Source organism: Neorhizobium tunisiense (assembly GCF_039631515.1).
GTDB lineage: Bacteria > Pseudomonadota > Alphaproteobacteria > Rhizobiales > Rhizobiaceae > Neorhizobium.
In genome coordinates this window covers 1722851-1745302 of record NZ_JBDIUU010000001.1, presented here as the reverse complement: position 1 = coordinate 1745302, position 22452 = coordinate 1722851, and the positions used below count along the sequence as shown (strand labels likewise).

The window sequence follows — 22452 nt, the reverse complement described above, 5'->3', positions numbered from 1 at the left end:
TCTGGACCAATGAACGACTTTTCGACAAACCCGACCCGTGAGGGCAAGGACGCCGACTCGAGTTCCTCGGAAGAGGGCAGTAGTCCGTCTCGAGCGGAAGCCCAAAAACACCAAAGCTCTTTCTGGTCGCGCGCCGTCAGGCTGCTCAGGCCGTCGCAGGGCGAAAAGCTCCGCGAGGACCTCGCCGACGCGCTGATGACCGACACCAATATCAGCAATGCCTTTTCGCCCGAGGAGCGGGCGATGCTGCACAACATTCTCCGGTTCCGTGAGATCCGCGTCGAAGACATCATGGTGCCGCGTGCCGATATCGAGGCGGTCGATATGGCCATGACCATCGGCGAGCTGATGATCCATTTCGAGGAAACCGGCCGCTCGCGCATGCCGGTCTATAACGATACGCTGGATGATCCGCGCGGCATGGTCCATATCCGCGACCTCCTCTCCTATCTCGCCAAGCAGGCTCGCAACAAACGCCGCACCAGCGCGCGCGCCGCACCCGCCCAGCCGATGCCGCTTGCCACTGACAAGCCGGAAAAGGCGGAAAAGACCGTGCGCACCCCGCGGCCTGCCTTCGATCTCGGCCGCGTCGACCTGGAACAGACGGTCGCCGAAGCCGGGCTGATCCGCAAGATCCTGTTCGTGCCGCCTTCGATGCTCGCCTCCGACCTCATGCAGAGCATGCAGGCCGCCCGTACCCAACTCGCGCTCGTCATCGACGAATATGGTGGCACCGACGGTCTCGTCACCCATGAGGATATCGTCGAAATGGTGATCGGCGATGTCGAGGACGAGCACGACAACGAAGAGGTCATGTTCTCGCGCACCAGCGAGGATGTCTTCGTTGCCGATGCGCGTATCGAACTCGAGGAGATCGCCAAGGCGATCGGTTCCGATTTCGACATTCGCGACCGCCTCGACGATGTCGATACGCTGGGCGGGCTGATCTTCTCCGCGCTTGGCCGTATCCCCGTGCGCGGCGAAGTGGTGCAGGCGGTGCCCGGCTTCGAATTCCAGATCCTGGAGGCCGATCCTCGCCGCATCAAGCGTGTCCGGATTCTGCGCAAGCGGACGCTGGCGCGCCGCCGCCAGAAAGGGGAGGGCGAAATGTTGCTCACCGATCAGACGCCGACGACTGTCCTGCTGCCGGCACCACCCGCTCAGGACGCCGACCGGCGCAATCACCAGGCCTGAATGATCCCTGAAGTGTCCGCGCCTCTTTGACCTCACGACAAGCCCGCCATTTTTTGAAAGACTGCAGCCGCTGATTCGGGGGCGGAAGGGAACATAGATGGAGCGGCTGGCGGGCAGGATCATGCTTCTCTGGGGCTTCCCGCGCGTCGTCGTCGCTTTTCTCGCGGGAGCGGTCGGGGCGCTCGCCCTGCCGCCCTTCGACTTCTTCGCGGCGCTTTTCATCTCCTTCACGCTGCTCGTCTGGCTGATGGATGGTTCCACCGGCAATCCGGATGGTGGACGGTTCGCCCGGTTTCGTTCGGCCTTCTGGATCGGCTGGGTCTTCGGTTTCGGCTATTTCGTCGCCGGCCTCTGGTGGCTCGGCAACGCGCTTCTGGTGGAAGCCGATGAGTTTGCCTGGGCGCTGCCGTTCGCGGTTCTCGGCCTGCCTGCCTATCTCGCTCTCTTCTACGGTCTTGCTGCGGCGGTTGCCCGCATCTTCTGGTCGGATGGGTTCGGGCGGATCGCTTCGCTGGCTTTCGGCTTTGGTCTTGCCGAATGGCTGCGCGGCTTCGTCGCCACCGGCTTCCCCTGGAATGCGGTCGGATATGGCGCGATGCCCATACCGCTGATGATGCAGTCTGCAGCCGTGCTCGGCATCTTTGGCGTGACGGTTCTCGCCGTCTTCGTATTTTCGGCACCGGCCCTGATCGGCACCCGGAAGGGCATGGGGGCCGGGCTGACGCTCGCCGGGCTACTGTTCGCCGCTCATCTGGGCTATGGCGCCTACCGTCTGCACATCGCCGACGCCGCGCCGGCGCCGGCTGCCGACAGTCAGCCGGTCGTCCGGATCGTTCAGCCGGTGATCGACCAGGCGCGAAAACTGGACGATGCCGAACGGGCAGCGATCTTCGAGGAACACCTGGCGCTGTCGTCCTTGCCGCCGGAAAACGGCGGCAAGCGGCCGGACATCATCGTCTGGCCGGAAACTTCCGTGCCTTTCATTCTGACCCAGAACCCGGATGCGCTGACCCGCATCGCCGAGGTGCTGCAGGATGGCCAGGTCCTCATCACCGGCGCCGTGCGGTCGGAAGATGCCGGAGCAGGTTTCGCGCCGCGCTTCTATAATTCGATCTATGTGATCGACAGCGAGGGCCAGATCGTTTCGGCATCCGACAAGCTGCATCTCGTCCCGTTCGGGGAATATGTCCCCTACGAGGATCTGCTGCGCAACCTTGGCATTCCCGATGCCATCGCCATGCCGGGTGGGTTCAGTGCGGCGCCCGTGCGGGCCATGCTGACCCTGCCGGGGGGCAGGGCCTTCTATCCGCTGATCTGTTACGAGGCGATCTTCCCGGACGAGATCGGGCCGGACGTGGAGCGGGTGAGCGCGCTTCTGAATGTCACCAATGATGGCTGGTTTGGCGCGACGCCGGGACCGTACCAGCACTTCCAACAGGCTCGAATCCGCGCCGTCGAAAACGGCCTGCCGCTGATTCGCGGGGCAAATACCGGCATTTCAGCAGTTGTAGACCCCTTCGGAAGGCTGATCCGGGGGATGGCCTATAATCAAAAAGGCGTGATGGATGCAACCGTGGGAAGTGTTTCCATCTCGCATTGGGATGTGAATGCTCGGGAACAGCACTTCTGGTTGGTTCTTGCGCTGATGTTGTTGATTGCAGTCGTCTCGCGCGCTGGTTTTAATTTCAGGACGAATTGACCAAAAACCCCTAAAATTGCATAGTGGTCCCAGCCTTTCGTCTCGCCATATGCTTCAAACGTTGAGCCTGTTGTGACCAGCCGCGCGAAGTGTATCTCCACACGCAGACCGGGTTGTGAGGATTAAACAACAAACGTCGTCAGGACATCGTTATGATTGAAAACAAAAAGAAGCCGAACCCGATCGATATTCACGTCGGAAGCCGGATTCGCCTTCGCCGGACCATGCTCGGAATGAGCCAGGAAAAGCTGGGTGAAAGCCTTGGCATCACGTTCCAGCAGATTCAGAAATACGAAAAAGGCACGAACCGCGTCGGCGCGAGCCGTCTGCAGAACATCTCCAGCATTCTCAACGTGCCGGTCTCCTTCTTCTTCGAAGATGCGCCGGGCGATCAGGGCGGTCAGGGCGGCATGGCGGAAGCCTCGAGCTCCAACTACGTGGTCGATTTCCTCTCCTCCTCCGAGGGCCTGCAGCTGAACCGGGCTTTCGTGAAGATCTCGGACCCGAAAGTTCGCCGGCGTGTGGTAGATCTCGTAAAGGCCCTGGCAGCGGATGCCGAGGTCGAATAAGACTTATTGATATCAGCACAGAAGCGGCCTCCGGGCCGCTTTTTTGTTGCTTATGATGAGGCAGCGGGTGTTGCGGGAATGCCCGGCTTTCACACATAAAGATATATTTATGTCGTTGTACGCTTGTGTTTGTCGATGGAAATCACTAACACAGGTGCGTTCGTTTCTTTGAGGGGAATCCCGTAATGCGCGCAAGTTATCTGTTCACCAGCGAGTCCGTTGCCGAGGGCCATCCGGACAAGGTTTGTGATCGTATCTCCGATGAAATTGTAGATCTTGTGTACCGCGAGGCGGCTAAGACCGGCGTCGATCCCTGGACCGTGCGCATTGCCTGCGAAACGCTGGCGACCACGAACCGTGTGGTTATCGCTGGCGAAGTCCGCCTGCCGCCGAGCCTGATGAAGAAGGACAAGGACGGCAAGGACGTCATCAATCCCTCGAAGTTCAAGTCCGCCGCCCGCAAGGCGATCCGCGACATCGGTTACGAGCAGGAAGGCTTCCACTGGAAGACGGCCAAGATCGATGTGCTGCTGCATTCACAGTCCGCTGATATCGCCCAGGGCGTTGACAGCGCGGCCGACAAGCAGGGCGACGAAGGTGCCGGCGACCAGGGCATCATGTTCGGTTATGCCTGCAAGGAAACGCCGGACCTCATGCCGGCGCCGATCTATTACTCCCACAAGATCCTGCAGCTGCTCGCAACCGCCCGCAAGAAGGGCGAGGGTGATGCCGGCAAGCTCGGCCCGGACGCCAAGAGCCAGGTGACCGTGCGTTACGAAAACGGCAAGCCGGCCGCGGTCGATTCGATCGTGCTGTCGACCCAGCACCTCGACGAGAGCTGGGATTCCAAGAAGGTCCGTCAGGTTGTCGAACCCTATATCCGCGAAGCGCTCGGCGACCTGCCGATCGCCAAGGATTGCAAGTGGTACATCAACCCGACCGGCAAGTTCGTGATCGGCGGCCCGGATGGTGACGCGGGCCTGACCGGCCGCAAGATCATCGTCGACACCTACGGTGGCGCGGCTCCCCACGGCGGCGGCGCATTTTCCGGCAAGGACACGACCAAGGTCGACCGTTCGGCCGCTTACGCCGCTCGCTATCTGGCAAAGAACGTCGTCGCTGCCGGCATTGCCGACCGCTGCACGATCCAGATTTCCTACGCCATCGGCATCGCCCAGCCGCTGTCGATCTATGTCGACCTGCACGGCACGGGCAAGGGCGTGACGGAAGACCAGGTGGAAGCCGCCATCCGCAAGGTCATGGACCTGTCGCCGACCGGCATCCGCCGCCATCTCGACCTCAACAAGCCGATCTATGCCAAGACTTCCGCTTACGGCCACTTCGGCCGCAAGGCCGGCCGCGACGGTTCTTTCTCCTGGGAGAAGACCGATCTGGCGAAGCCGCTCAAGGATGCGTTGAAGGAAGAGACCCTCAAGGCCGCCTGATCGGCCTTTACGGATAGCTCCATAAAACTGTAAAGCGGGTGCCTCCTGACGGAGACGCCCGCTTTTATCATGAGAGACCAGCCTATGACCGAACCGCAGCACCCGAGCCGCAGCACCGAAGCCTTCTTCGGGCGCCGCAAGGGCAAGCAGCTCCGCGAACGCCAGGCGGAAGGGATTGCGACATTGCTGCCGGCGCTGAAGCTCGATCTTCAGGCGCCAGCGCCGGCGGTGCTTTCAGAGATATTTCCGATACCGGTCGAGGAGCTGCGGCTGGAAATCGGTTTCGGCGGCGGCGAGCACCTGGTCCACCGTGCGCAGGAAAGCGCCAGGACCGGCTTCATCGGCGTCGAGCCCTTCGTCAATTCCATGGCGAAGCTTCTGTCGCGGGTGGACGAGCTGGGGCTCAAGAACATCCGGGTCTATGACGACGACGCCACGCAGGTGTTGGACTGGCTGCCGGATGCGTCGCTCGATCGCATCGACCTGCTCTATCCGGACCCGTGGCCGAAGCGGAAACATTGGAAAAGGCGGTTCGTGTCTGAGGTCAATCTCGGCCGCTTCCACCGCGTGCTGAAGCCGGGCGGCCTGTTCCTGTTCGCATCCGACATCGACACCTATGTCAACTGGACGCTGATCCATTGCCGCGACCACGGCGGTTTTCAATGGCAGGCGGAGCAATCGTCGGATTGGCTGACGCCGTTCGCCGGCTGGCCCGGTACACGATACGAGAACAAGGCTCGCCGGGAAGGCCGCTCCTCGGCCTATCTGACGTTCAGGAAAACCTGAAAGGTCAGTGCAGGCTGACGGTCTTCAGGTCGTCTTCAGCAGCCTTGAAGAAGGTGCTGGAGCGATTGTCTGTCAGAAGGATCGGCGTACCATCTGCGCCGAACAGGGCCCAAAGATCGAGACTTGGATCGATATCCGGGGCTTCAGGGAAACAGCGGGACACTTCGTCTGACCGCATCTTGCGAATATACCCGACCTCTCCAGCGCCCAGATGAGCAAGTTCGGACTGCGTCAAACGCGTATTCGCTTCTTTCAGGAGCATTCCAGCCTCCAGCATTGAGGGGCAACGGCATTAGCGCCATTGACCTACTCTGAGACGGAAATGTTAATTTTTCGCACCATGCGTGCCGGCTCGGGGCGGATAAGGTCAACCGACAGCAAACCGTTCTTGAGCGAGGCGCCGGAAACCTGCATTCCGTCGGCCAGCACGAACATACGTTGGAACTGCCGCGCAGCAATGCCGCGGTAAAGATAGTCGCGCTCACCCTGCTCGGTCTGCCGTCCGCGGATCACGAGGTGGTTTTCTTCCGTCGTCACCTCAAGCTCGGCTTCGGAAAAGCCGGCGACAGCCAGCGTGATTCGCAGCCGCTCGGGGGCCCCGGAAGCGTCAGCGCGGATGCGTTCGATATTATAGGGAGGGTAACCGTCGTTCGACTTCGCGAGGCGTTCGAGGGTCTTTTCCATGGCGTCGAAGCCCAGAAGCAGGGGGCTCGCAAACGGCGTCATTCGGCTCATAGTCCAGTCCTTGCAACAAGCGACCCTGTCGACACCCGCCACGCGGCCCGTCAACTCGCTTGTTATATGGGAGGTTCCGGCGGCGACCGCAAGGATGAGCGCCGGGACTGATGTCACGGCTACTCCATGCCGATCATGCGGCACTTGACAGGATGCAAGGTTGTGGACCACTACCGCGGAAAACGGGAGTTTTCATGCAGCGCAGGAAGATTATCATCGATACCGACCCGGGTCAGGACGATGCCGCGGCAATCATGCTTGCCTTTGCGAGCCCCGGCGAGATCGAGGTGCTTGGCCTTTGCGCGGTCGCCGGAAACGTGCCGCTTTCCTACACAAGCCGCAACCTCCGGATCATCTGCGAACTCTGCGGCAGGCCGGACGCGCAGGTTTACGAGGGCGCGCCGAAGCCAACCGTGCGCCCACAGGTAACCGCCGAGCACGTTCACGGCAGGACGGGCCTCGACGGCATCGAACTGCCTGAACCGACCATGCCGGTGAAAGATACGCATGCTGTCGACTTCATCATCGACACGTTGCGCACCGAGCCCGCCGGAACGGTAACGCTCTGCACGCTCGGGCCACTCACCAATATCGCGCTCGCTCTTGAGAAAGCGCCGGATATCGCGGCGCGCGCGAAGGAACTGGTGATGATGGGCGGCGGCTTTTTCGAAGGCGGCAACATCACGCCGGCTGCCGAATTCAACATCTATGTCGATCCGGAAGCGGCAAAGATGGTATTCGCCTCGGGCATGCCGATCGTCATAATGCCGCTCGACGTCACGCATCAATTGCTGACGACGAGAGCCCGCGTCGAGAAGATCGCCGCGCTCGGTACCCGCCCTGCAGAGGTGCTGGTCGCGTGGCTCGCCTTTTTCGAGCGCTTCGACATCGAAAAATACGGCTCGGATGGCGGACCGTTGCATGACCCGACGGTGATAGCCTACCTCCTGAAGCCCGAACTCTTCTCGGGCCGCGACTGCAATGTCGAGATCGAGACGCGCTCGGAACTGACGGTCGGCATGACGGTGGTCGACTGGTGGCACGTCTCCGGCCGCAAGCCGAACGCCAAGGTGATGCGCCACGTAGATGCTGACGGCTTTTTTGAATTGCTGACGGAACGGGTTTCGCGTCTCTAAGCGGAACAGCGGACAAGGAAAAGCCGCCGGTTGCACGGCGGCTTTTCTGCGTTTTCGCCTGCAGGTGCGATCAGAATTCCTGCCAGTCGTCGGATGCGACGGCGGCTGAACCGTGGGAGATCGCAGCCCTCGGGTCGGGCTTGGCACGCGGAGCCGGGGCCGGTGCTGGCTGGCTCGCCCGCGGCGCCCGCATGGTCTGGGCCACCTGACGCAGTGCCTGCGGAGCATTTTGATTGTGGCTAGCAGCATGTGCGGAGACGCGGAACCGGGCGACAAGCGACTTCAGCGTTTCCGCTTCCGTGCTCAACACCGTGCTTGCGGCGGTGGTCTCTTCCACCATCGCAGCGTTCTGTTGGGTCACCTGGTCCATCTGGTTGACGGCCGAGTTGACCTCCTTGAGGCCGACGGCCTGTTCGCTTGCCGACGCCGAGATCTGGCGGATCAACCCGTTGATCTGCATCACCTGCACGGCGATCTTCTGCAGCGTGTCGCCAGCCTTGCCGACCAGGTCCACACCGTCGCCGACCTGGCTGGTCGATGCGTTGATGAGCGCCTTGATCTCCTTGGCAGCGGTGGCGGAACGCTGGGCGAGTTCGCGGACTTCCTGTGCGACGACAGCAAAACCCTTGCCGGCTTCACCGGCGCGGGCTGCCTCGACGCCGGCATTCAGCGCCAGCAGGTTGGTCTGGAAGGCGATCTCGTCGATGACCCCGATGATGCGCGAGATTTCCTGCGAGGACTGGGCAATGCCCTGCATCGAGGCGACGGCCTTCTGTACGACTTCGCCGGACTTTTCCGCATCGTCGCAGGCGAGGTTGACCGTAGCGGCGGCGGAGCTGGCGTTCTCGGCGCTTGAATTCACCTGCGCAGTAAGCTCGTTGAGTGCGGCTGCGGTTTCCTCGAGGCTTGCCGCCTGCTGCTCTGTCCGGCGCGACAGGTCCTGGGCGCTGGTTGTGATTTCACGGCTGCCATTGCCGATATTGTAGACGGTCGAGCTCACCGTCGCGATCGTCTCCTCGAGGCTTTCCAGCGCCTTGTTGAAGTCGACCTTCAGCTTCGCATATTCGCCCGGGAAATCGTCCTGGATGCGATAGCCGAGATTACCGTTGGAGAGTTCCGCCAGGCCATTGGCGAGCGAGCTGACGATACGCTGCTGCTGCTGGGCGTTCGCTTCCCGCTCGCCTTCGGAACGGTGGCGCTCGCTTTCCGCCGCATGGCGCTGTGCTTCCGCCTCCGTTTCGAGCCGCCGGCCGTCCGCCAGCGTGTGGCGGAAGCCTTCGAGCGCGCCGGCCAGCGAGCCGATTTCGTCGGTGCGGTCCTGGCCCTCGACCGGCTGCTCGAACTGGCCCTTGCTCAAGGTGTCGACGCTGCCGAGCAGCGCCCCGAGAGGCCGCCGCACGAAGACGGTGCTGCCGAAATAAAGGGTCGCGATGCAGGCCGCCATCACGACGATCCCACCGAGCACCATCATCAGTGTTTGGTCCTGAACCGGTGCGGCGATCACGCTCTGCGGCACGTCCAGGACGATCGCCCAGGTGGCGTTGAGGTCCGGAACCGTGAACGGATAGACGACGCGTTCAAAGGGTTCCGCCGCATCGGCGGTCAGGTTGTCGAGCTGGATCGGCTGGTTCGACTTCAGCGCGGCCAGCAGCTCGTTTGTTTTCTCGCCTTCGACCGGCTTCATCAGCTTGTCGGGATTGACGGGCACGATCCATTTGCCGCCTTGCGACACCAGGAGAACCCGGCCGGAGCCGAACGGCCGCATCGCCTGGAGTTTCTTCGTCAAAGTGGCCATCGAAACGTCGAGGCCGGCAACTCCGAGAAGCTTGGAGCCGGACATGACGGGGTAGGCGACGGAGCTCATGGCGACGGCGTCGCCCGTCGTGCTTTCGATATAGGGCTGGGTGAGCGAACCTTTTTTCGAGGTCGCCGCGAGCGAATACCATTCCGCCTGGGTATCGATGTCGAAGACGCTATAGGCGATATCGCCGGTGCGGCTCTTGGTCCAGTAAGGGGCAAGCTCCCCCTTCTTGTTGGCGCCCATCTCCTTGTTGCCGACGAGCTCCGCGTTCTTCCCGTCGAATACGCCCGGAACTTCGGCGAACCAGCTGCCATAGGCAAAGACATTCTGCTCCAGATTGGCCTTGAGAGCGTCGGTGACACCCTTGCGGTCGAGATAACCCGCAGCATGACCGCGGCCGATCACGCCGGCCATCGAGCGTGCGGCGCCGGCAAGCTGGCCCATGTCGACGGCAACTTCGTTGGCGATCGAGCGCGCCTCGGCCTGCGCCTGCGCCATGGTCAGCGTCGAGACGCGGTTACGGGTTTGGGAAATCAGGAAGAGGTTGGAGAGAACCAGAACGACGGCGATGACCAGGCTCGTTACCAGTATGAGTTTCGTGGAGAGTGACTTGATCTTGAGCGAAAACATCGATTGCCTCGCATTGCGGACTGAGGTGAGGCTCCTTCATGGAGCTGTCGCGAGGCGGATCACGATCGAATCCCGCCCCCGCGGAGATATCGATCGCGACCCTAAAAGGGATATCTTAACTTTAACTAAAATTGTAACGCATGCCCTCGCACCGCCGCGAAAATGCAGCGGGTGTTTGATCGGGGCAGCTCAGACCCTGGCATCGACGGCCTCTGCCGGCGGGATCGACGGCTGGGCGCCACGGGTGAGGCAGGCGAGCGAACCGGCCACCGCGGCCCGGCGAAGCGCTTTCGCAAAATCGAGCCCCTGTTCGAGGCTGGCGGCCAGGTAACCGCAAAACGTGTCGCCGGCGCCGACCGTATCGACCGGCTCGATCTTCAACCCCTCGGCGGTGACGATCTCTCCGTCGCGGATTGCGATCACGCCGTCGCCCCCGAGTGTGACGACGAATGTCTGGCCGGTTTCGGCATGCAATTTTTTCAACGTCGCCTGGCGTGCCTCTGCGTCGGCGATCGGGCTTCCGGCCAGCAGTTCGAATTCCGTCTCGTTGGCGACCACGATATCTGCGAGCCGGGCAAGCCGGGCCGCATCGCCGGTCAGCGGCGCCGTGTTGATCACCGTCAGCACGCCTTTGGCACGCGCCGCGTTGAGCGCCGTCTCTACCGCCTCGGCTGGGATTTCGAGTTGCAGCATCAGGATATCGTCGGTTTTCATGGCGTCGACCGCCGCCTCGGCCTGCGCCGCGCTCACCGTACCGTTGGCGCCGGCCACCACCGCGATCATGTTTTCGCCCGTGCCGCCCACCAGGATCAAGGCCGTGCCGGTTGGATCGGTTACGCGCGCGACCGCGGAGAGATCGACCTTCGCGTCATCGAGAAGTGCCAGCGCCGGCGTGGCAAAACCATCCTCCCCAACGGCTCCGGCCATATGCACCGCGCTTCCGGCACGGCGGGCGGCGAGAGCCTGGTTGGCGCCCTTGCCACCGGCGGCGGTCGCAAAGCTTGATCCCTCAACCGTTTCGCCCGGTTGGGGCAGACGCTCGGTCGTGGCGATGAGATCCATGTTGATGGAGCCGAGGACGGTGATCATGGTGGGCCTGCTTGCTTGATTTAAAGTCGCGCGACACTGCCCGAGAGGGTCACTCCTCGTCAACCACCCGCAGTTTGAGAAGGCCGGTACGGCTTTCGACCACCTTCGCCTGTGGCAGGTCGCGGGCTGCTTCGGTCACCACCGGAGCCTCGAGTTCGAGAGCCTCGATCCTGGCGCCGCGGCGGTTGAGCTTGTCGGTGGAGGTCATGATCTGCTCGACATCCTTCTGCGCCGCGAAGAAATGCGCCTGGAGCTTGCGGGTGCGGTCGTCGAGACGTGAGAGATCCTCGATCAGCAGCGCCACCTCGCCCTGGATGAGATGCGCCTGCTCGCGCATCCGCTGGTCCTTCAGCACGGCCTGGATGACTTGGATGGACAGCATCAGGAGAGAGGGAGAGACAATGACGATGCGGGAACGTTGCGCCTTGTGCACAGCGCTCTCGAAATGCTCGTGGATCTCGGCGAAGATCGATTCCGACGGCACGAAGAGGAAGGCCATTTCCTGCGTTTCGCCCGGGATCAGGTATTTTTCCGAGACATCGCGGATATGCACTTCGAGATCTCGCTTGAAGGCCTGGCTGGCGGCCCGCCGGGCCTCAGGGGCGGCGGCCTCGCGAAAAGCGTTCCAGGCTTCAAGCGGAAATTTGGCATCGATCACCAAAGGCGGAGCGCCGTTCGGCATCCTGATCGTGCAGTCGGGCCGGGTCCCGTTCGAAAGCGTGGTCTGGAAGCCGTAGGCGCCCATCGGCAACCCGTCGGCAATGATCGCTTCCATTCGGCCCTGGCCGAAGGCGCCGCGTGTCTGCTTGTTCGACAGGATCGCCTGCAGGCCGACGACGTCCTTTGCGAGGGTCTGGATATTGTTCTGTGCAGCGTCGATCACCGCCAGCCGTTCCTGCAGCCGCCGCAGGTTCTCGTGCGTCGATTTGGTCTGTTCGGTGATCGTCGCGCCGATCCGGTGCGTCATGCCGTCAAGCCGCTGGCTGACCGACTGGTTAAGTTCCGACTGCCGCGTCGAAAGCGTCTCCGCCATCGCCGAAAGCCTGCCTTGCATTTCGCTCTGTGCCCGCAGAAGTTCGGAAAGCCGGGCCTCGCCCTCCATCGCCCGCAGGGCCGCATCTTCCTGCCGCTGAAGCGACGCCCGGCGCGCCAGGAAGAGCCATAACAGCAGCAATGCCGCTCCACACATCACCGCCACGACGGCAGCGCGCGGATCGTCGAAAAAACGGTAAAGACTTGCGAGAAGATTATTCATGACCGGAAGCTAACAGAAATTTGCCACTTGAAAAGATCAAAACGTGAACATTGTGCTTCCTGGAGATGTAATTTCTATTTCTTCGGAAAAAAAGATGGGTTATGGGAAGCCATGACGATCAAGCCTCTGATTATTCTGCCTGACCCGATCCTGCGCCAGGTTTCCAAGCCGATCGAGCGCGTTGACGCCGAGCTTCTGAAGCTCGCGGACGACATGCTTGAGACCATGTACGACGCTCCGGGCATCGGCCTTGCCGCGATCCAGATCGGCGTGCCGCGCCGCCTCCTCGTCGTGGACATTGCCCGTGAGGGCGAGGAAAAACAGCCGCAGGTCTTCATCAACCCGGAGATCGTCAGATCCTCCGACGAAATTGCGGTCTATGAAGAGGGCTGCCTTTCCATTCCGGAATATTATGCCGAGGTGGAACGCCCGGCGACCGTCAGCGTCAAGCATCTCGGCCGCGACGGCAAGGAATATGTGGTGGAGGCCGATGGGCTGCTGGCCACCTGCCTCCAGCATGAGATCGATCACCTGAATGGCGTGCTTTTCATCGACCATATCTCCCGCCTGAAGCGCGAGATGGTGATCAAGAAATTCACCAAGGCTGCCAAGTCCAAGGCGGTCTGAACCGTCGCTCGGGCGATCCGAGTTAAGAAGGCGCGGTCTCTTGAGACGCGGAACGTCCATGTCTCTTCGCATCATCTTCATGGGAACCCCGGAATTTTCCGTGCCGACCCTGCAGAGCCTCAAGCATGCGGGCCACGAGATCGTCGCGGTCTATACCCAGCCGCCGCGCCCGGCCGGCCGGCGTGGGCTCGATCTGGTGAAGTCGCCGGTGCATCAGGCCGCGGAACTGCTCGGCATCCCCGTCTCCACGCCGGTGAATTTCAAGGATTCCGAAGAGCGTGAGAAATTCCGTGCGTTCGATGCGGATGTTGCCGTCGTCGTCGCTTATGGCCTGCTGCTTCCGGAAGCGATCCTGACGGGTACCAGGCTCGGTTGCTACAACGGCCACGCTTCGCTCCTGCCGCGGTGGCGCGGCGCAGCGCCGATCCAGCGGGCGATCATGGCGGGTGACAGGAAAACCGGCATGATGGTCATGCAGATGGAAAAGGGCCTAGATACCGGCCCCGTCGCGCTGACGAGCGAAGTGGAAATCGGCGACAACATGACCGCCGGCGAACTGCACGACAAGCTGATGCTGGTCGGAGCCCGTGCCATGGTCGAGGCGATGGGGAAACTCGAAGCCGGAGACCTGCCGCTGACGCCGCAATCGCCGGAAGGCGTGCTTTATGCCGCCAAGATCGACAAGGGCGAGACCCGCATCGATTTTTCGAAGCCCGCGCGCGATCTGCATAACCATATCCGCGGCCTGTCACCGTTTCCCGGCGCGTGGTTCGAGGCCGAGATCAACGGAAAGCCGGAGCGGGTAAAGGTTCTCGGGTCGGAGGTCGGCGAAGGGCAGGGCGAGCCCGGAACGGTTTTGGACGACACGTTGACCGTTGCCTGCGGCGAAGGGGCCGTGCGGCTCCTGAAATTGCAGAAGGCGGGGGCTAAGCCCCTGGCGGCGGCTGAGTTCCTGCGGGGCACGCCGCTTGGGCCTGGCACGAGGCTCTCCTGATGCCACGATTCCGCATGACCGTCGAATATGACGGCACGCCTTATGTCGGCTGGCAGAAGCAGGAAAACGGCCATTCGGTCCAGTCGGCACTTGAAAAAGCCATCCTGGCGCTGACCAAGGAAACGGTGCTGGTCAAGGGTGCCGGGCGCACGGATTCCGGCGTTCACGCGCGCGGACAGGTCGTGCACGTGGATCTCTCGCGGCCATGGGAGCCGCACAAGCTGCGCAATGCGCTGAACGCCTATCTGGGAATGGCTCACGAGAAGGTGGCGGTCATTGATGTGCGGGCTGTCGATGACGCATTTGATGCCCGCTTTTCGGCCGTGCGTCGGCATTATCTCTACCGTATCATTTCGCGCGCCGCACCATTGGCGCTGGAGGCAAAGCGCGCCTGGTGGGTGACCCGGGATCTGGACCACGAAGTCATGCACGCCGCCGCCCAGACACTGGTCGGAAAGCATGACTTCACGACATTTCGTTCGGTTCATTGCCAGGCGAAAAGCCCCGTCCGCACATTGGATCTGCTGGACGTAACGCGTAGCGGCGATCTGATCGAAATTCGCGCCACGGCGCAGAGTTTCCTGCACAATCAGATACGTTCGCTCGCCGGTACGCTGAAACTCGCCGGCGAAGGCCGCATGACGCCGGCAGACGTCCGCGCAGCGCTGGATGCGCGCGATCGCAAGGCCTGCGGCCCGGTGGCGCCGCCGGAGGGGCTTTATTTCATGCGCGTCGATTATCCGGGCGACCCCGTAGAGCCCTGAAGCGCCTGCTTCATCAGAGCGGATAGATGCCGAGGAAACGCTGCAGCGCTTCGGTCAGCAGCATGCCCGGCACGATCAGCACCAGCACCAGCGTGGTGATCATCAGCGGCTGCGGCCCGCAGATCATCCGCATCACCCGTGAGACCGCGATGATCATGACGATCAGCAGGGCGAAATGGACAAGCGCCAGCGCGGTATCGAGGCTGGACGGCAACAGGAAGCGCAGGCTCAGCAGGCCGTAGAGATAGGAAAACGGAACCGAGAGCCAGTTGACGGTGACGACGACCGCCGGAAACTTTCGGGCAATGCCGAGAAGAGAGCAGAGTACGCCGGCAAGGATCAATGGCACCAGCCAGTTGAAGATTTCCAGCATCGCCATGCGAACGAAGAACATCCCGCCGATCCGGGCGCCGGGCGGCATGCTGTCCAGCAGATAGTCGCGCCACCACAGCCAGGATATGAAAGCTCCCGGCAGGCACCAGAGGAATGCCCAGAACGAGCGCATCATGCCGCGATCGGAAATGTCGAGCAGGCGGAAACCCTGCGCATCGCCCCGGATCAGCAGCCAGAGACCGCTCAGATATAGTCTGACTTCAGGATAGGAGGGCAAGGCGGCCTCCCCGCAAAACGGCGAAATCACGCATCAGGTTAACGAAACCCCCATGAGATTCTCCAGTCTGCGCGCAACGATAATTTCGGCCAGAACCACGAGCCCCAGGGTCGCAACTCGTATCATCACCGGGCCGCCCATGACCGTTCTCAGAATGCACCACATGAGAAAAAGCGCCGCGATCAGAAGGGATGCCGCCAGCGCCATCGAGCCGTAGCCGGCAAGGCTTGCAAGGGCGCCATGTTGATCTGAAAGGAAGGAGAGAGGCGCTAGGATGACATAGGCCGCATAGGCGAGCGGGACGGCAAACCAGTTGCGCAGCACGATCAGAATCCGCACGAGCGGCATGAAGCGCAAAATGAGGCCGAGGGCGACGAGCGCGACAGTCGGCACCATCCATTGGGCCGCTTCGAGAACCAGCATCTTCAGGAAGAAGATGAAGGAATAGTCCTCTCGTTGAGGGAAATGGCGAAGGTATTCCATTCGCCGAAAGATCCAGCCGATAATTAATGCCGGCGCACACCAGGCGACTGCCCAGAACGAACGCAACACGCCTTCGTCCGAAATATCGAATGGCCGCAAACCGCGCGCATCGCCGCGGATCAGCAGCCAGAGGCCGCCGAGGTAGAGCCTGACGTCATGATAGGAGGGCATTATCGAACCAGCGGGAGATGAAGGTCCCATAGATTTGGGTAAGCGTCTCCAGATCGGCAAGGGCCACGCGCTCGTCGATCATGTGCATGGTCTGGCCGACCAGGCCGAATTCGACAACGGGGCAATAATCCTTGATGAACCGGGCATCCGATGTGCCGCCGGTTGTGGAGAGTTTCGGCACCTTGCCGGTCACACTTTCAACGGCGCCGGAAAGCGAAGCGATCAGGGCGTTGTTGCGGGTGAGGAACACGTGGCTCGGTCGCTCGGCCCAGGTGATGTCGTAGCGCGCCGGATCGCGGCCTGGGCGAAGCGGGCTGCCGACTGCTGCCGCGTCGAGTCGCCTGATGATCTCGGCCTTGACGGTATCGGCGGTCCAGGTGTCGTTGAAACGGATGTTGAAAGCGAAGGTGGCTTTTGCCGGAATGACGTTGGTCGCCGGATTGCCGACATCGATGGATGTCACTTCCAGATTGGAGGCCGGGAACTCCGGGGTGCCGCCGTCGAAGGGCGGGTCCATCAGCGCAGATGCAAGCGGCAGGAGTCCGCGCACCGGATTGTCGGCCAGATGCGGATAGGCCGCGTGGCCCTGGACGCCGAAGACGGTAATCTTGCCGGAGACCGAACCGCGCCGGCCGATCTTGATCATGTCGCCGAGTATGTCCGGGTTGGTCGGCTCGCCGACCAGGCAGGCATCCCAGGTCTCGCCCCGTCCGGCCGCCCATTTCAGCAGCTTCTCGGTTCCATTGACGGCTGGGCCTTCCTCGTCGCCGGTAATCAGAAAGGAGATCGAACCTTTTGGCGCGCCATGCTGCTCGATATGGCGGGCTACGGCGGCGACGAAACAGGCGATGCCGCCTTTCATGTCGACCGCGCCGCGGCCGAACAGCTCATCGCCGACAATCTCGCCAGCAAAGGGCGGTCGGCTCCACGAGGTTTCATCTCCCGGCGGCACCACGTCCGTATGCCCTGCAAACATCAGGTGCGGGCCTTCGGTGCCGAGCCGGGCATAGAGGTTCTCGATGTCCGGCATGCCGGGTTCCGTCGCCACCATCCGCTCGACCTTGAAACCGAGCGGAAGCAGCATGGCCTCCAGCGCTGCCAGCGCGCCGCCTTCGGCGGGTGTCACCGAAGGGCAGCGGATAAGCGTCTGGAGAGTGGCGATGGGATCGGCACTGGACATCTGACGGGTCAGTCGCGCAGCAGTTCGTTGATACCGGTTTTGGAACGGGTCTTTTCATCGACGCGCTTGACGATCACGGCGCAATAGAGGCCGGGGCCTGGCTCGCCGTTCGGGAACGGTTTGCCCGGCAGCGTGCCGGCTACGACGACGGAATAGGGCGGCACTTCGCCATAGCTGATCTCGCCGGTGGCGCGGTCGACGATCTTGGTCGACTTGCCGATGAACACGCCCATGCCGAGCACTGAACCCTCACGGACGATGCAGCCTTCGACCACTTCCGAGCGGGCGCCGATGAAGCAATTGTCCTCGATGATGGTCGGGCCCGCCTGCATCGGCTCCAGCACCCCGCCGATGCCGACGCCGCCGGAAAGATGCACGTGCTTGCCGATCTGGGCGCAGGAACCGACCGTCGCCCAGGTATCGACCATCGTGCCCTCATCGACGTAGGCGCCGAGGTTGACGAAGGAGGGCATCAGGACAACGTTTTTGGCGATATAGGCCGAGCGACGTGCCACCGCGTTCGGCACAGCGCGGAATCCGGCCGCACGGAACTCGCTTTCCCCCCAGTTCTCGAACTTGGAGGGCACCTTGTCCCACCAGGTCGAGGCGCCGGGACCGTGTCTGACCACTTCCATGTCGTTGAGCCGGAAGGAGAGCAGAACCGCCTTCTTCAGCCACTGATGGACCGTCCAGGTTCCGTCTTCGCCCCGGCTTGCAACCCGTGCCTTCCCGCTGTCCAAAAGGTTGAGCGCCTCCTCGACCGCGTCGCGGATCTCTCCTTTGGTCGAAACCGTTACGGTGTCGCGGTTGTCGAATGCCGTCTCGATAGTCTTTTCGAGAGAAGAGAAGTCCGGGCTGCTCATGGGAAATCCTTAAACGTCACTCTGTATCGTGATGGTGGGAGAGGTGGCCATTTGGTGTCATTTGATCTAAGCGACCGTCACTCAAGCGTCAATGTGAATTGGCGTCAATGCATTTGACGCCGGAAGGATCGTGCGAATGGCAAAGGCGAAAAAGGACGGGCCGCGGCGCAAGGGCGGGGTCTGGGATCCGCTGAAGGACAACAAGGCGGACAAGAGCGCCGCTGCCGGCCAGCCCAGGACGCCGCAGACGGAATCGCGTTCCTATCGCCTCGCCTTTGCGGATGACGAATTCCTGAGCCGTGAAGAGCTTCGTCCCGTCCGGCTTCAGCTTGAGCTGATGAAGACGGAAATGGCATTGGCCGAGCGGGGCATAAGATCGACCGTTGTGCTGTTCGGCGGCGCGCGCATCCCGGCTCCCGGCCAGAGCGCCTGGGCCGCCCGCAACGACACCCAGCGCCAGAACCTCGAAGCAGCTTCGGTTTTTTACGACGAGGCGCGCAAGTTCGCGGCCCTCTGCGGACAACACTCCGCGGGCTACAATCATGAGGAATACGTGGTGGTGACCGGCGGCGGTCCCGGCGTCATGGAGGCCGGCAATCGCGGTGCGGCTGAAGCCGGCGCCCCGAGCATCGGGCTCAATATCATGCTGCCGCATGAGCAGGCTCCCAACCGCTTCGTGACGCCGGAGCTCAGCTTCAACTTCCACTATTTCGCCATCCGCAAGATGCATTTCATGATGCGGGCGAAGGCAGTCGTCGTTTTCCCCGGTGGGTTCGGTACGCTGGACGAAATGTTCGAGGCGCTCACCCTCATCCAGACCAAGCGCATGGAGCGCATACCGCTCATTCTGTTCAGCGAATCTTTCTGGCGCGGTATCATCAATTTTGGCGCGCTCGCGGAATTCGGGACGATCGCGCCGGATGACCTGAGCCTCATCAATTTTGTGGAGACTGCGGAAGAGGCATGGAAGATCATCTCGGATTTTTACGAGCACTGAACCATAAAAGAACCCGCCCCTTGGGGGAAGGGGCGGGTCCTTTGGACGACTGTCGGAACTAGTTCCAAGGGGGCGGAGAACTAGAGGGGGCGGTCCGGCAGGTCGTCGATGGAAACGGTTCCATCCTTGTTGGTATCCATGCGGGCGAACAGCTTGTCGGACGCGGCGGTGGCTTCCGTCTTGGTGATCTTGCCGTCCTTGTCTTCATCGACCATGCGGAACATGCCCCGACCCATCATCTGATGGCCCTGCGGGCGTTCCCAGCGAGCATCTTCGCGACGCCCGCCATGCCGACCCTGGCCATCATGGTTCCATGCGGAATGATCGCGGTCTCGGCGATGGTCGCCGCGCCGGTCCGCCATGTCATGGTCGGATTGGTCGTCCTTCTGCTCCGCAGTATTGGCGACTTCCGGCTGGTTGTTCTTGCGGAGCTCTTCCATCTTCGCCTGACGATAGTCGAACATCTCGCCGCGGGTCAGTGAGCCATCCTTGTTCGCGTCGACCGCCGTGAAGAGCTTGTCTTGAAATGCCGCCATCTCGTCCTTGGAGATCTTGCCGTCCTTGTCGGCATCGGCATTCTTCAGGAGGCGCACGAACATCACGTCCTGCATCATGGCACGGCCGGGGCCATCATGGCGGCCGGGACCATCGCGCCCTGGGGCTGCAAAGGCAGGAATGGCTGCGCCGGCGATCAGCACTGCTCCAAGGGTCGCCAGAGCGATCTTCTTCGCGGTCATGGGGGTGGTCCTTCAGGTTGTTTCGATAGCCTGAAGATAGAGCCGGCAGCGGTCAAAACCACTTAAACATCCGTAATGTGGATGAACTTTTAGTAATGCGGATAAAACCTTAGGCGACGTTGAGGCCGGTGAGGAAACCCGTCAGGTCGTCGGTCACATAGTCGATGTGATCGTCCTCATCAGTAAGTTTCTCCCAACGCTCCATCAGCACCGCATCGAGGTTGCGGGGCACAAGGAGGATCGTGCGCATGCCGAGCGCCTTCGGCACCTGCAGATTGCGCGGCAGGTCCTCGAACATCGCGGCCTTTTTCGTATCGACCCGGTGCAGGCTGGCGAACTTGTCGTAAGTCGCGCCTGCGGGCTTTGGCACATAGTCGGCCGCAACGATGTCGAATATGTCGTCGAAATGTTCGAGAATGCCGAGTGCCCGGGCGGCTGCCTCCGCATGCGGAACGCTGCCGTTCGTGAAGATGAACTTGCGGCCGGGAAGCGCCTTGATCGCCTCGCCGAGTTCCGGATGCGGCAACAGCGCCGAATAGTCGATCGCATGCGCCTGTTCGAGAAACCCGTCCGGATCGATGCCGTGGTTCAGCATCAGGCCCTGCAGCGTCGTGCCGTGTTCATGGTAATAGCGCTTCTGCAGCGCTTTGGCTTCCGCCGGCTCCAGCTGGAGCAGCTCCTGCACATAGGCCGTCATGTTCTTGTCGATCTGCGCGAACAGATTGATGTGATGCGGATAAAGCGTGTTGTCGAGATCGAACACCCAGTCGCGGACATGGGCAAAATCAGTGGGGTCGGGCAAGGTCTGCGGCTTTTTTTCCATGGCCGCTTTATGCACCGGCTCGGCGGCAAAGAAAACGAAAAAGACGAACGCTTTCGGTCGGAGCCGGCCTTGGCGATCCGCCGGAACGCGTGATACCGCCAGCATATGGAACTCTGGATCCCCATCACCATCGCCGCCGCCTTTCTGCAGAATTTGCGGTCTGCCCTGCAGAAGCACCTGCAGGGGTCGCTTGGTACGCGCGGAGCGAGCTTCGTGCGCTTCGGCTACGGCTTTCCGATCGCGATCCTCTATGTCCTGTGCCTGCATTATTTGGTCGGCTATCCGTTCCCGGCATTGAACTGGACCTTCGCCCTATGGGCGGTGATCGGCGGGCTGGCGCAGATCTTTGCGACCATGATGCTGGTGCATCTCTTTTCGCTCAGGAATTTTGCGGTCGGGACGGCCTATTCCAAGACCGAGCCGGTCCAGGCCGCCATATTCGGCTTCGTCTTGCTCGGCGAAAAGCTGACGCTTGGCTCGGTCGCGGCGATCATCGTCGGCGTCGTTGGCGTGATGACCATCTCGATGGCGCGCATGCCGCTTTCCTGGCGCAACATGCTGGTCGCGCTGACCAGCCGCACCGCCCTGATCGGCATCGCCTCGGGCGCCGTCTTCGGCATCTCGGCGGTCTCCTACCGCAGCGCTTCGCTGTCGCTCGACGGTCCCGGACCGATCATGGAGGCAGCGGTGACACTCGCCTGCGTCACGACTTTCCAGACGGCCTTCATGCTGGTCTGGATGTTCTGGAAGGACAAGCGAGAGATCGTTCAGGTCATTCTTTCGTGGCGTTCGTCCTCTCTGGTGGGCCTGGCTGGCGTCGTCGGCTCGGCCGGCTGGTTCACCGCGATGACCCTGCAGCAGGTGGCCTATGTCCGCGCGCTCGGCCAGATCGAACTCGTCTTCACATTCATGGCGTCCTATTTCCTTTTCCATGAACGGGTGAACCGCATGGAAGTGCTCGGCTGCCTCTTGATCGTCGGCGGCATCCTCGGGTTGCTCTTTTCCTGATCGGCGCCCGATTTGCGGCGGCATCCGTCATCGAATCCAGTTAGGTTAGTCCGATCAACAGGAGGAACATCGATGTCTCAGAGCGACAAGGCGGCCGCGTTCGCCGTACTTCACCGGAAGGGCAATCCGCTCATCATCTACAATATCTGGGACGCCGGGACCGCCAAGGCGGTCGCCGATGCGGGCGCCAAGGCGCTCGGCACCGGAAGCTGGTCGGTCGCGGCTGCACAAGGCTATGCCGACGGCGAGAACCTGCCGCTCGAAGCACTGCTTGCCACGGCAAAGTCGATTGCGACCGCCGTTGATCTGCCGCTCACCGTCGATTTTGAAGGTGGTTATGCCGAGGATTCCGACCAGCTCACGGCGAATGTTGGTAAGGTCATGGACACCGGTGCGATCGGTATCAATTTCGAAGATCAGGTGGTCGGCGGTAGCGGCATCTATCCGGTGGAGCAGCAGGCCGGGCGCATTCGTGCCATCCGAGCAGCGGCGGACGCTCGTGACATGCCGCTCTTCATCAACGCCCGTACCGATCTCTTCCTGCAGGAAAGTGATGAGGGCAAACATGCGGCACTTCTCGATGAAGCGATCCGCCGCGCCAATGCTTATGCTGAGGCCGGCGGCAACGGCTTCTTCGCGCCGGGCCTGGCAGATGAAGGATTGATCGAGACGCTGTGCGAGGCCTCGCCGCTTCCGGTCAACATCATGATGTTCAGCGGCGTTCCGTCGCCGAAACGCCTCGGCGAACTCGGGGTTGCCCGGGTCAGTTACGGACCGGGGCCTTATCGGGCGATGATGGCGAAGCTGAAGGAAGACGCCGTGGCGGTTTTCACCGCCGCCGGCTGAGTCTTGAAGC

23 protein-coding genes are annotated in these 22452 nt (G+C 61.9%); 12 read left to right on the top strand and 11 right to left on the bottom strand.

The genetic code is table 11. The features are described from left to right. The first annotated feature begins 9 nt into the window (after window positions 1-9). From ABCW43_RS09110 to trmB, 5 genes are all read left to right on the top strand, one after another. Window positions 10-1194, top strand: a complete 1185-nt coding sequence (locus ABCW43_RS09110) for a hemolysin family protein (RefSeq protein ID WP_345923229.1) — start codon at window positions 10-12, stop codon at window positions 1192-1194. Window positions 1195-1291: 97 nt separating this feature from the next. Beyond that, entirely contained in the window at window positions 1292-2893 is a 1602-nt protein-coding gene (lnt, locus tag ABCW43_RS09105) for an apolipoprotein N-acyltransferase (RefSeq protein ID WP_345923227.1), read from the top strand. 152 nt (window positions 2894-3045) lie between these two features. Further along, the gene (locus tag ABCW43_RS09100; protein WP_037079404.1) at window positions 3046-3462 is read left to right on the top strand and encodes a helix-turn-helix domain-containing protein; all 417 of its coding nucleotides are present in this window, start codon (window positions 3046-3048) and stop codon (window positions 3460-3462) included. Window positions 3463-3647: 185 nt separating this feature from the next. Next, window positions 3648-4907 (top strand): methionine adenosyltransferase, encoded by a 1260-nt coding sequence (gene metK / locus ABCW43_RS09095; protein WP_345923224.1) that lies wholly within the window; start codon window positions 3648-3650, stop codon window positions 4905-4907. Window positions 4908-4991: 84 nt separating this feature from the next. After that, window positions 4992-5693, top strand: a complete 702-nt coding sequence (gene trmB / locus ABCW43_RS09090) for a tRNA (guanine(46)-N(7))-methyltransferase TrmB (protein WP_345923222.1) — start codon at window positions 4992-4994, stop codon at window positions 5691-5693. A 4-nt stretch (window positions 5694-5697) separates the two neighbouring features. Here the strand turns inward: trmB and ABCW43_RS09085 are convergent, their stop codons facing one another. Together ABCW43_RS09085 and ABCW43_RS09080 are read right to left on the bottom strand one after the other, a co-directional pair. Further along, window positions 5698-5955: a BQ00720 family protein gene (locus ABCW43_RS09085; RefSeq protein ID WP_037079396.1), complete on the bottom strand. Its 258-nt coding sequence runs from the start codon at window positions 5953-5955 to the stop codon at window positions 5698-5700. 44 nt (window positions 5956-5999) lie between these two features. Beyond that, window positions 6000-6428 (bottom strand): Hsp20 family protein, encoded by a 429-nt coding sequence (locus tag ABCW43_RS09080; protein ID WP_345923427.1) that lies wholly within the window; start codon window positions 6426-6428, stop codon window positions 6000-6002. Between the two features lie 194 nt (window positions 6429-6622). On the opposite strand from ABCW43_RS09080, the gene ABCW43_RS09075 reads away from it, so the two are divergent. Continuing rightward, on the top strand, window positions 6623-7564 hold the full coding sequence (locus ABCW43_RS09075; RefSeq protein ID WP_345923218.1) for a nucleoside hydrolase: 942 nt from the start codon (window positions 6623-6625) through the stop codon (window positions 7562-7564). Between the two features lie 70 nt (window positions 7565-7634). On the opposite strand, the gene ABCW43_RS09070 is transcribed toward ABCW43_RS09075, so the two are convergent. The 3 genes from ABCW43_RS09070 to ABCW43_RS09060 all read right to left on the bottom strand — a co-directional run bounded on the left by ABCW43_RS09070 (window position 7635) and on the right by ABCW43_RS09060 (window position 12339). After that, window positions 7635-9995: a methyl-accepting chemotaxis protein gene (locus ABCW43_RS09070; RefSeq protein ID WP_345923216.1), complete on the bottom strand. Its 2361-nt coding sequence runs from the start codon at window positions 9993-9995 to the stop codon at window positions 7635-7637. Between the two features lie 189 nt (window positions 9996-10184). After that, window positions 10185-11084, bottom strand: coding sequence for a ribokinase (locus ABCW43_RS09065; RefSeq protein WP_345923214.1), 900 nt, complete (start codon window positions 11082-11084; stop codon window positions 10185-10187). A gap of 49 nt (window positions 11085-11133) precedes the next feature. After that, on the bottom strand, window positions 11134-12339 hold the full coding sequence (locus ABCW43_RS09060; protein WP_345923212.1) for a DNA recombination protein RmuC: 1206 nt from the start codon (window positions 12337-12339) through the stop codon (window positions 11134-11136). A 111-nt stretch (window positions 12340-12450) separates the two neighbouring features. Between ABCW43_RS09060 and def the strand changes: the two genes are divergently transcribed. Genes def through truA form a run of 3 tightly spaced genes read left to right on the top strand, consistent with a single transcriptional unit; the run spans window position 12451 to window position 14724 of the window. Continuing rightward, the gene (def, locus tag ABCW43_RS09055) at window positions 12451-12966 is read left to right on the top strand and encodes a peptide deformylase (RefSeq protein ID WP_345923210.1); all 516 of its coding nucleotides are present in this window, start codon (window positions 12451-12453) and stop codon (window positions 12964-12966) included. Between the two features lie 58 nt (window positions 12967-13024). Then, window positions 13025-13960: a methionyl-tRNA formyltransferase gene (fmt, locus tag ABCW43_RS09050; RefSeq protein WP_345923208.1), complete on the top strand. Its 936-nt coding sequence runs from the start codon at window positions 13025-13027 to the stop codon at window positions 13958-13960. Then, window positions 13960-14724 (top strand): tRNA pseudouridine(38-40) synthase TruA, encoded by a 765-nt coding sequence (gene truA / locus ABCW43_RS09045; protein WP_345923205.1) that lies wholly within the window; start codon window positions 13960-13962, stop codon window positions 14722-14724. The genes fmt and truA overlap by 1 nt, the downstream gene beginning before the upstream one ends. A 13-nt stretch (window positions 14725-14737) precedes the next feature. On the opposite strand, the gene ABCW43_RS09040 is transcribed toward truA, so the two are convergent. The 4 genes from ABCW43_RS09040 to dapD are packed head-to-tail and all read right to left on the bottom strand — an operon-like array spanning window position 14738 to window position 18031. After that, window positions 14738-15334 (bottom strand): hypothetical protein, encoded by a 597-nt coding sequence (locus tag ABCW43_RS09040; protein ID WP_345923203.1) that lies wholly within the window; start codon window positions 15332-15334, stop codon window positions 14738-14740. A gap of 33 nt (window positions 15335-15367) precedes the next feature. Further along, entirely contained in the window at window positions 15368-15988 is a 621-nt protein-coding gene (locus ABCW43_RS09035) for a hypothetical protein (RefSeq protein WP_345923201.1), read from the bottom strand. After that, complete coding sequence (gene dapE, locus ABCW43_RS09030) at window positions 15972-17168, bottom strand: succinyl-diaminopimelate desuccinylase (protein WP_345923199.1); 1197 nt, start codon at window positions 17166-17168, stop codon at window positions 15972-15974. Before dapE ends, ABCW43_RS09035 begins: the two co-directional genes overlap by 17 nt. Before the next feature lie 8 nt (window positions 17169-17176). Continuing rightward, window positions 17177-18031, bottom strand: coding sequence for a 2,3,4,5-tetrahydropyridine-2,6-dicarboxylate N-succinyltransferase (gene dapD, locus ABCW43_RS09025; RefSeq protein ID WP_345923197.1), 855 nt, complete (start codon window positions 18029-18031; stop codon window positions 17177-17179). A gap of 136 nt (window positions 18032-18167) precedes the next feature. Between dapD and ABCW43_RS09020 the strand changes: the two genes are divergently transcribed. After that, window positions 18168-19028, top strand: a complete 861-nt coding sequence (locus ABCW43_RS09020) for an LOG family protein (protein WP_345923195.1) — start codon at window positions 18168-18170, stop codon at window positions 19026-19028. 80 nt (window positions 19029-19108) lie between these two features. Here the strand turns inward: ABCW43_RS09020 and ABCW43_RS09015 are convergent, their stop codons facing one another. Further along, entirely contained in the window at window positions 19109-19765 is a 657-nt protein-coding gene (locus ABCW43_RS09015) for a calcium-binding protein (protein WP_345923193.1), read from the bottom strand. A gap of 109 nt (window positions 19766-19874) precedes the next feature. After that, window positions 19875-20588, bottom strand: coding sequence for a pyrimidine 5'-nucleotidase (locus ABCW43_RS09010; protein ID WP_345923191.1), 714 nt, complete (start codon window positions 20586-20588; stop codon window positions 19875-19877). 105 nt (window positions 20589-20693) lie between these two features. On the opposite strand from ABCW43_RS09010, the gene ABCW43_RS09005 reads away from it, so the two are divergent. After that, on the top strand, window positions 20694-21596 hold the full coding sequence (locus tag ABCW43_RS09005; RefSeq protein WP_345923188.1) for a DMT family transporter: 903 nt from the start codon (window positions 20694-20696) through the stop codon (window positions 21594-21596). A gap of 72 nt (window positions 21597-21668) precedes the next feature. After that, window positions 21669-22442: an isocitrate lyase/PEP mutase family protein gene (locus tag ABCW43_RS09000; RefSeq protein ID WP_345923186.1), complete on the top strand. Its 774-nt coding sequence runs from the start codon at window positions 21669-21671 to the stop codon at window positions 22440-22442. Window positions 22443-22452: the final 10 nt, after the last annotated feature.

What these genes read in the sequence shown, in the direction of transcription:
- ABCW43_RS09110 (WP_345923229.1), top strand. Translation starts at nt 10, where the DNA reads ATGAACGACTTTTCGACAAACCCGACCCGTGAGGGCAAGGACGCCGAC.
- lnt (WP_345923227.1), top strand. Translation starts at nt 1,292, where the DNA reads ATGGAGCGGCTGGCGGGCAGGATCATGCTTCTCTGGGGCTTCCCGCGC.
- ABCW43_RS09100 (WP_037079404.1), top strand. Translation starts at nt 3,046, where the DNA reads ATGATTGAAAACAAAAAGAAGCCGAACCCGATCGATATTCACGTCGGA.
- metK (WP_345923224.1), top strand. Translation starts at nt 3,648, where the DNA reads ATGCGCGCAAGTTATCTGTTCACCAGCGAGTCCGTTGCCGAGGGCCAT.
- trmB (WP_345923222.1), top strand. Translation starts at nt 4,992, where the DNA reads ATGACCGAACCGCAGCACCCGAGCCGCAGCACCGAAGCCTTCTTCGGG.
- ABCW43_RS09085 (WP_037079396.1), bottom strand. Translation starts at nt 5,955, where the DNA reads ATGCTCCTGAAAGAAGCGAATACGCGTTTGACGCAGTCCGAACTTGCT.
- ABCW43_RS09080 (WP_345923427.1), bottom strand. Translation starts at nt 6,428, where the DNA reads ATGAGCCGAATGACGCCGTTTGCGAGCCCCCTGCTTCTGGGCTTCGAC.
- ABCW43_RS09075 (WP_345923218.1), top strand. Translation starts at nt 6,623, where the DNA reads ATGCAGCGCAGGAAGATTATCATCGATACCGACCCGGGTCAGGACGAT.
- ABCW43_RS09070 (WP_345923216.1), bottom strand. Translation starts at nt 9,995, where the DNA reads ATGTTTTCGCTCAAGATCAAGTCACTCTCCACGAAACTCATACTGGTA.
- ABCW43_RS09065 (WP_345923214.1), bottom strand. Translation starts at nt 11,084, where the DNA reads ATGATCACCGTCCTCGGCTCCATCAACATGGATCTCATCGCCACGACC.
- ABCW43_RS09060 (WP_345923212.1), bottom strand. Translation starts at nt 12,339, where the DNA reads ATGAATAATCTTCTCGCAAGTCTTTACCGTTTTTTCGACGATCCGCGC.
- def (WP_345923210.1), top strand. Translation starts at nt 12,451, where the DNA reads ATGACGATCAAGCCTCTGATTATTCTGCCTGACCCGATCCTGCGCCAG.
- fmt (WP_345923208.1), top strand. Translation starts at nt 13,025, where the DNA reads ATGTCTCTTCGCATCATCTTCATGGGAACCCCGGAATTTTCCGTGCCG.
- truA (WP_345923205.1), top strand. Translation starts at nt 13,960, where the DNA reads ATGCCACGATTCCGCATGACCGTCGAATATGACGGCACGCCTTATGTC.
- ABCW43_RS09035 (WP_345923201.1), bottom strand. Translation starts at nt 15,988, where the DNA reads ATGCCCTCCTATCATGACGTCAGGCTCTACCTCGGCGGCCTCTGGCTG.
- dapE (WP_345923199.1), bottom strand. Translation starts at nt 17,168, where the DNA reads ATGTCCAGTGCCGATCCCATCGCCACTCTCCAGACGCTTATCCGCTGC.
- dapD (WP_345923197.1), bottom strand. Translation starts at nt 18,031, where the DNA reads ATGAGCAGCCCGGACTTCTCTTCTCTCGAAAAGACTATCGAGACGGCA.
- ABCW43_RS09020 (WP_345923195.1), top strand. Translation starts at nt 18,168, where the DNA reads ATGGCAAAGGCGAAAAAGGACGGGCCGCGGCGCAAGGGCGGGGTCTGG.
- ABCW43_RS09015 (WP_345923193.1), bottom strand. Translation starts at nt 19,765, where the DNA reads ATGACCGCGAAGAAGATCGCTCTGGCGACCCTTGGAGCAGTGCTGATC.
- ABCW43_RS09010 (WP_345923191.1), bottom strand. Translation starts at nt 20,588, where the DNA reads ATGGAAAAAAAGCCGCAGACCTTGCCCGACCCCACTGATTTTGCCCAT.
- ABCW43_RS09005 (WP_345923188.1), top strand. Translation starts at nt 20,694, where the DNA reads ATGGAACTCTGGATCCCCATCACCATCGCCGCCGCCTTTCTGCAGAAT.
- ABCW43_RS09000 (WP_345923186.1), top strand. Translation starts at nt 21,669, where the DNA reads ATGTCTCAGAGCGACAAGGCGGCCGCGTTCGCCGTACTTCACCGGAAG.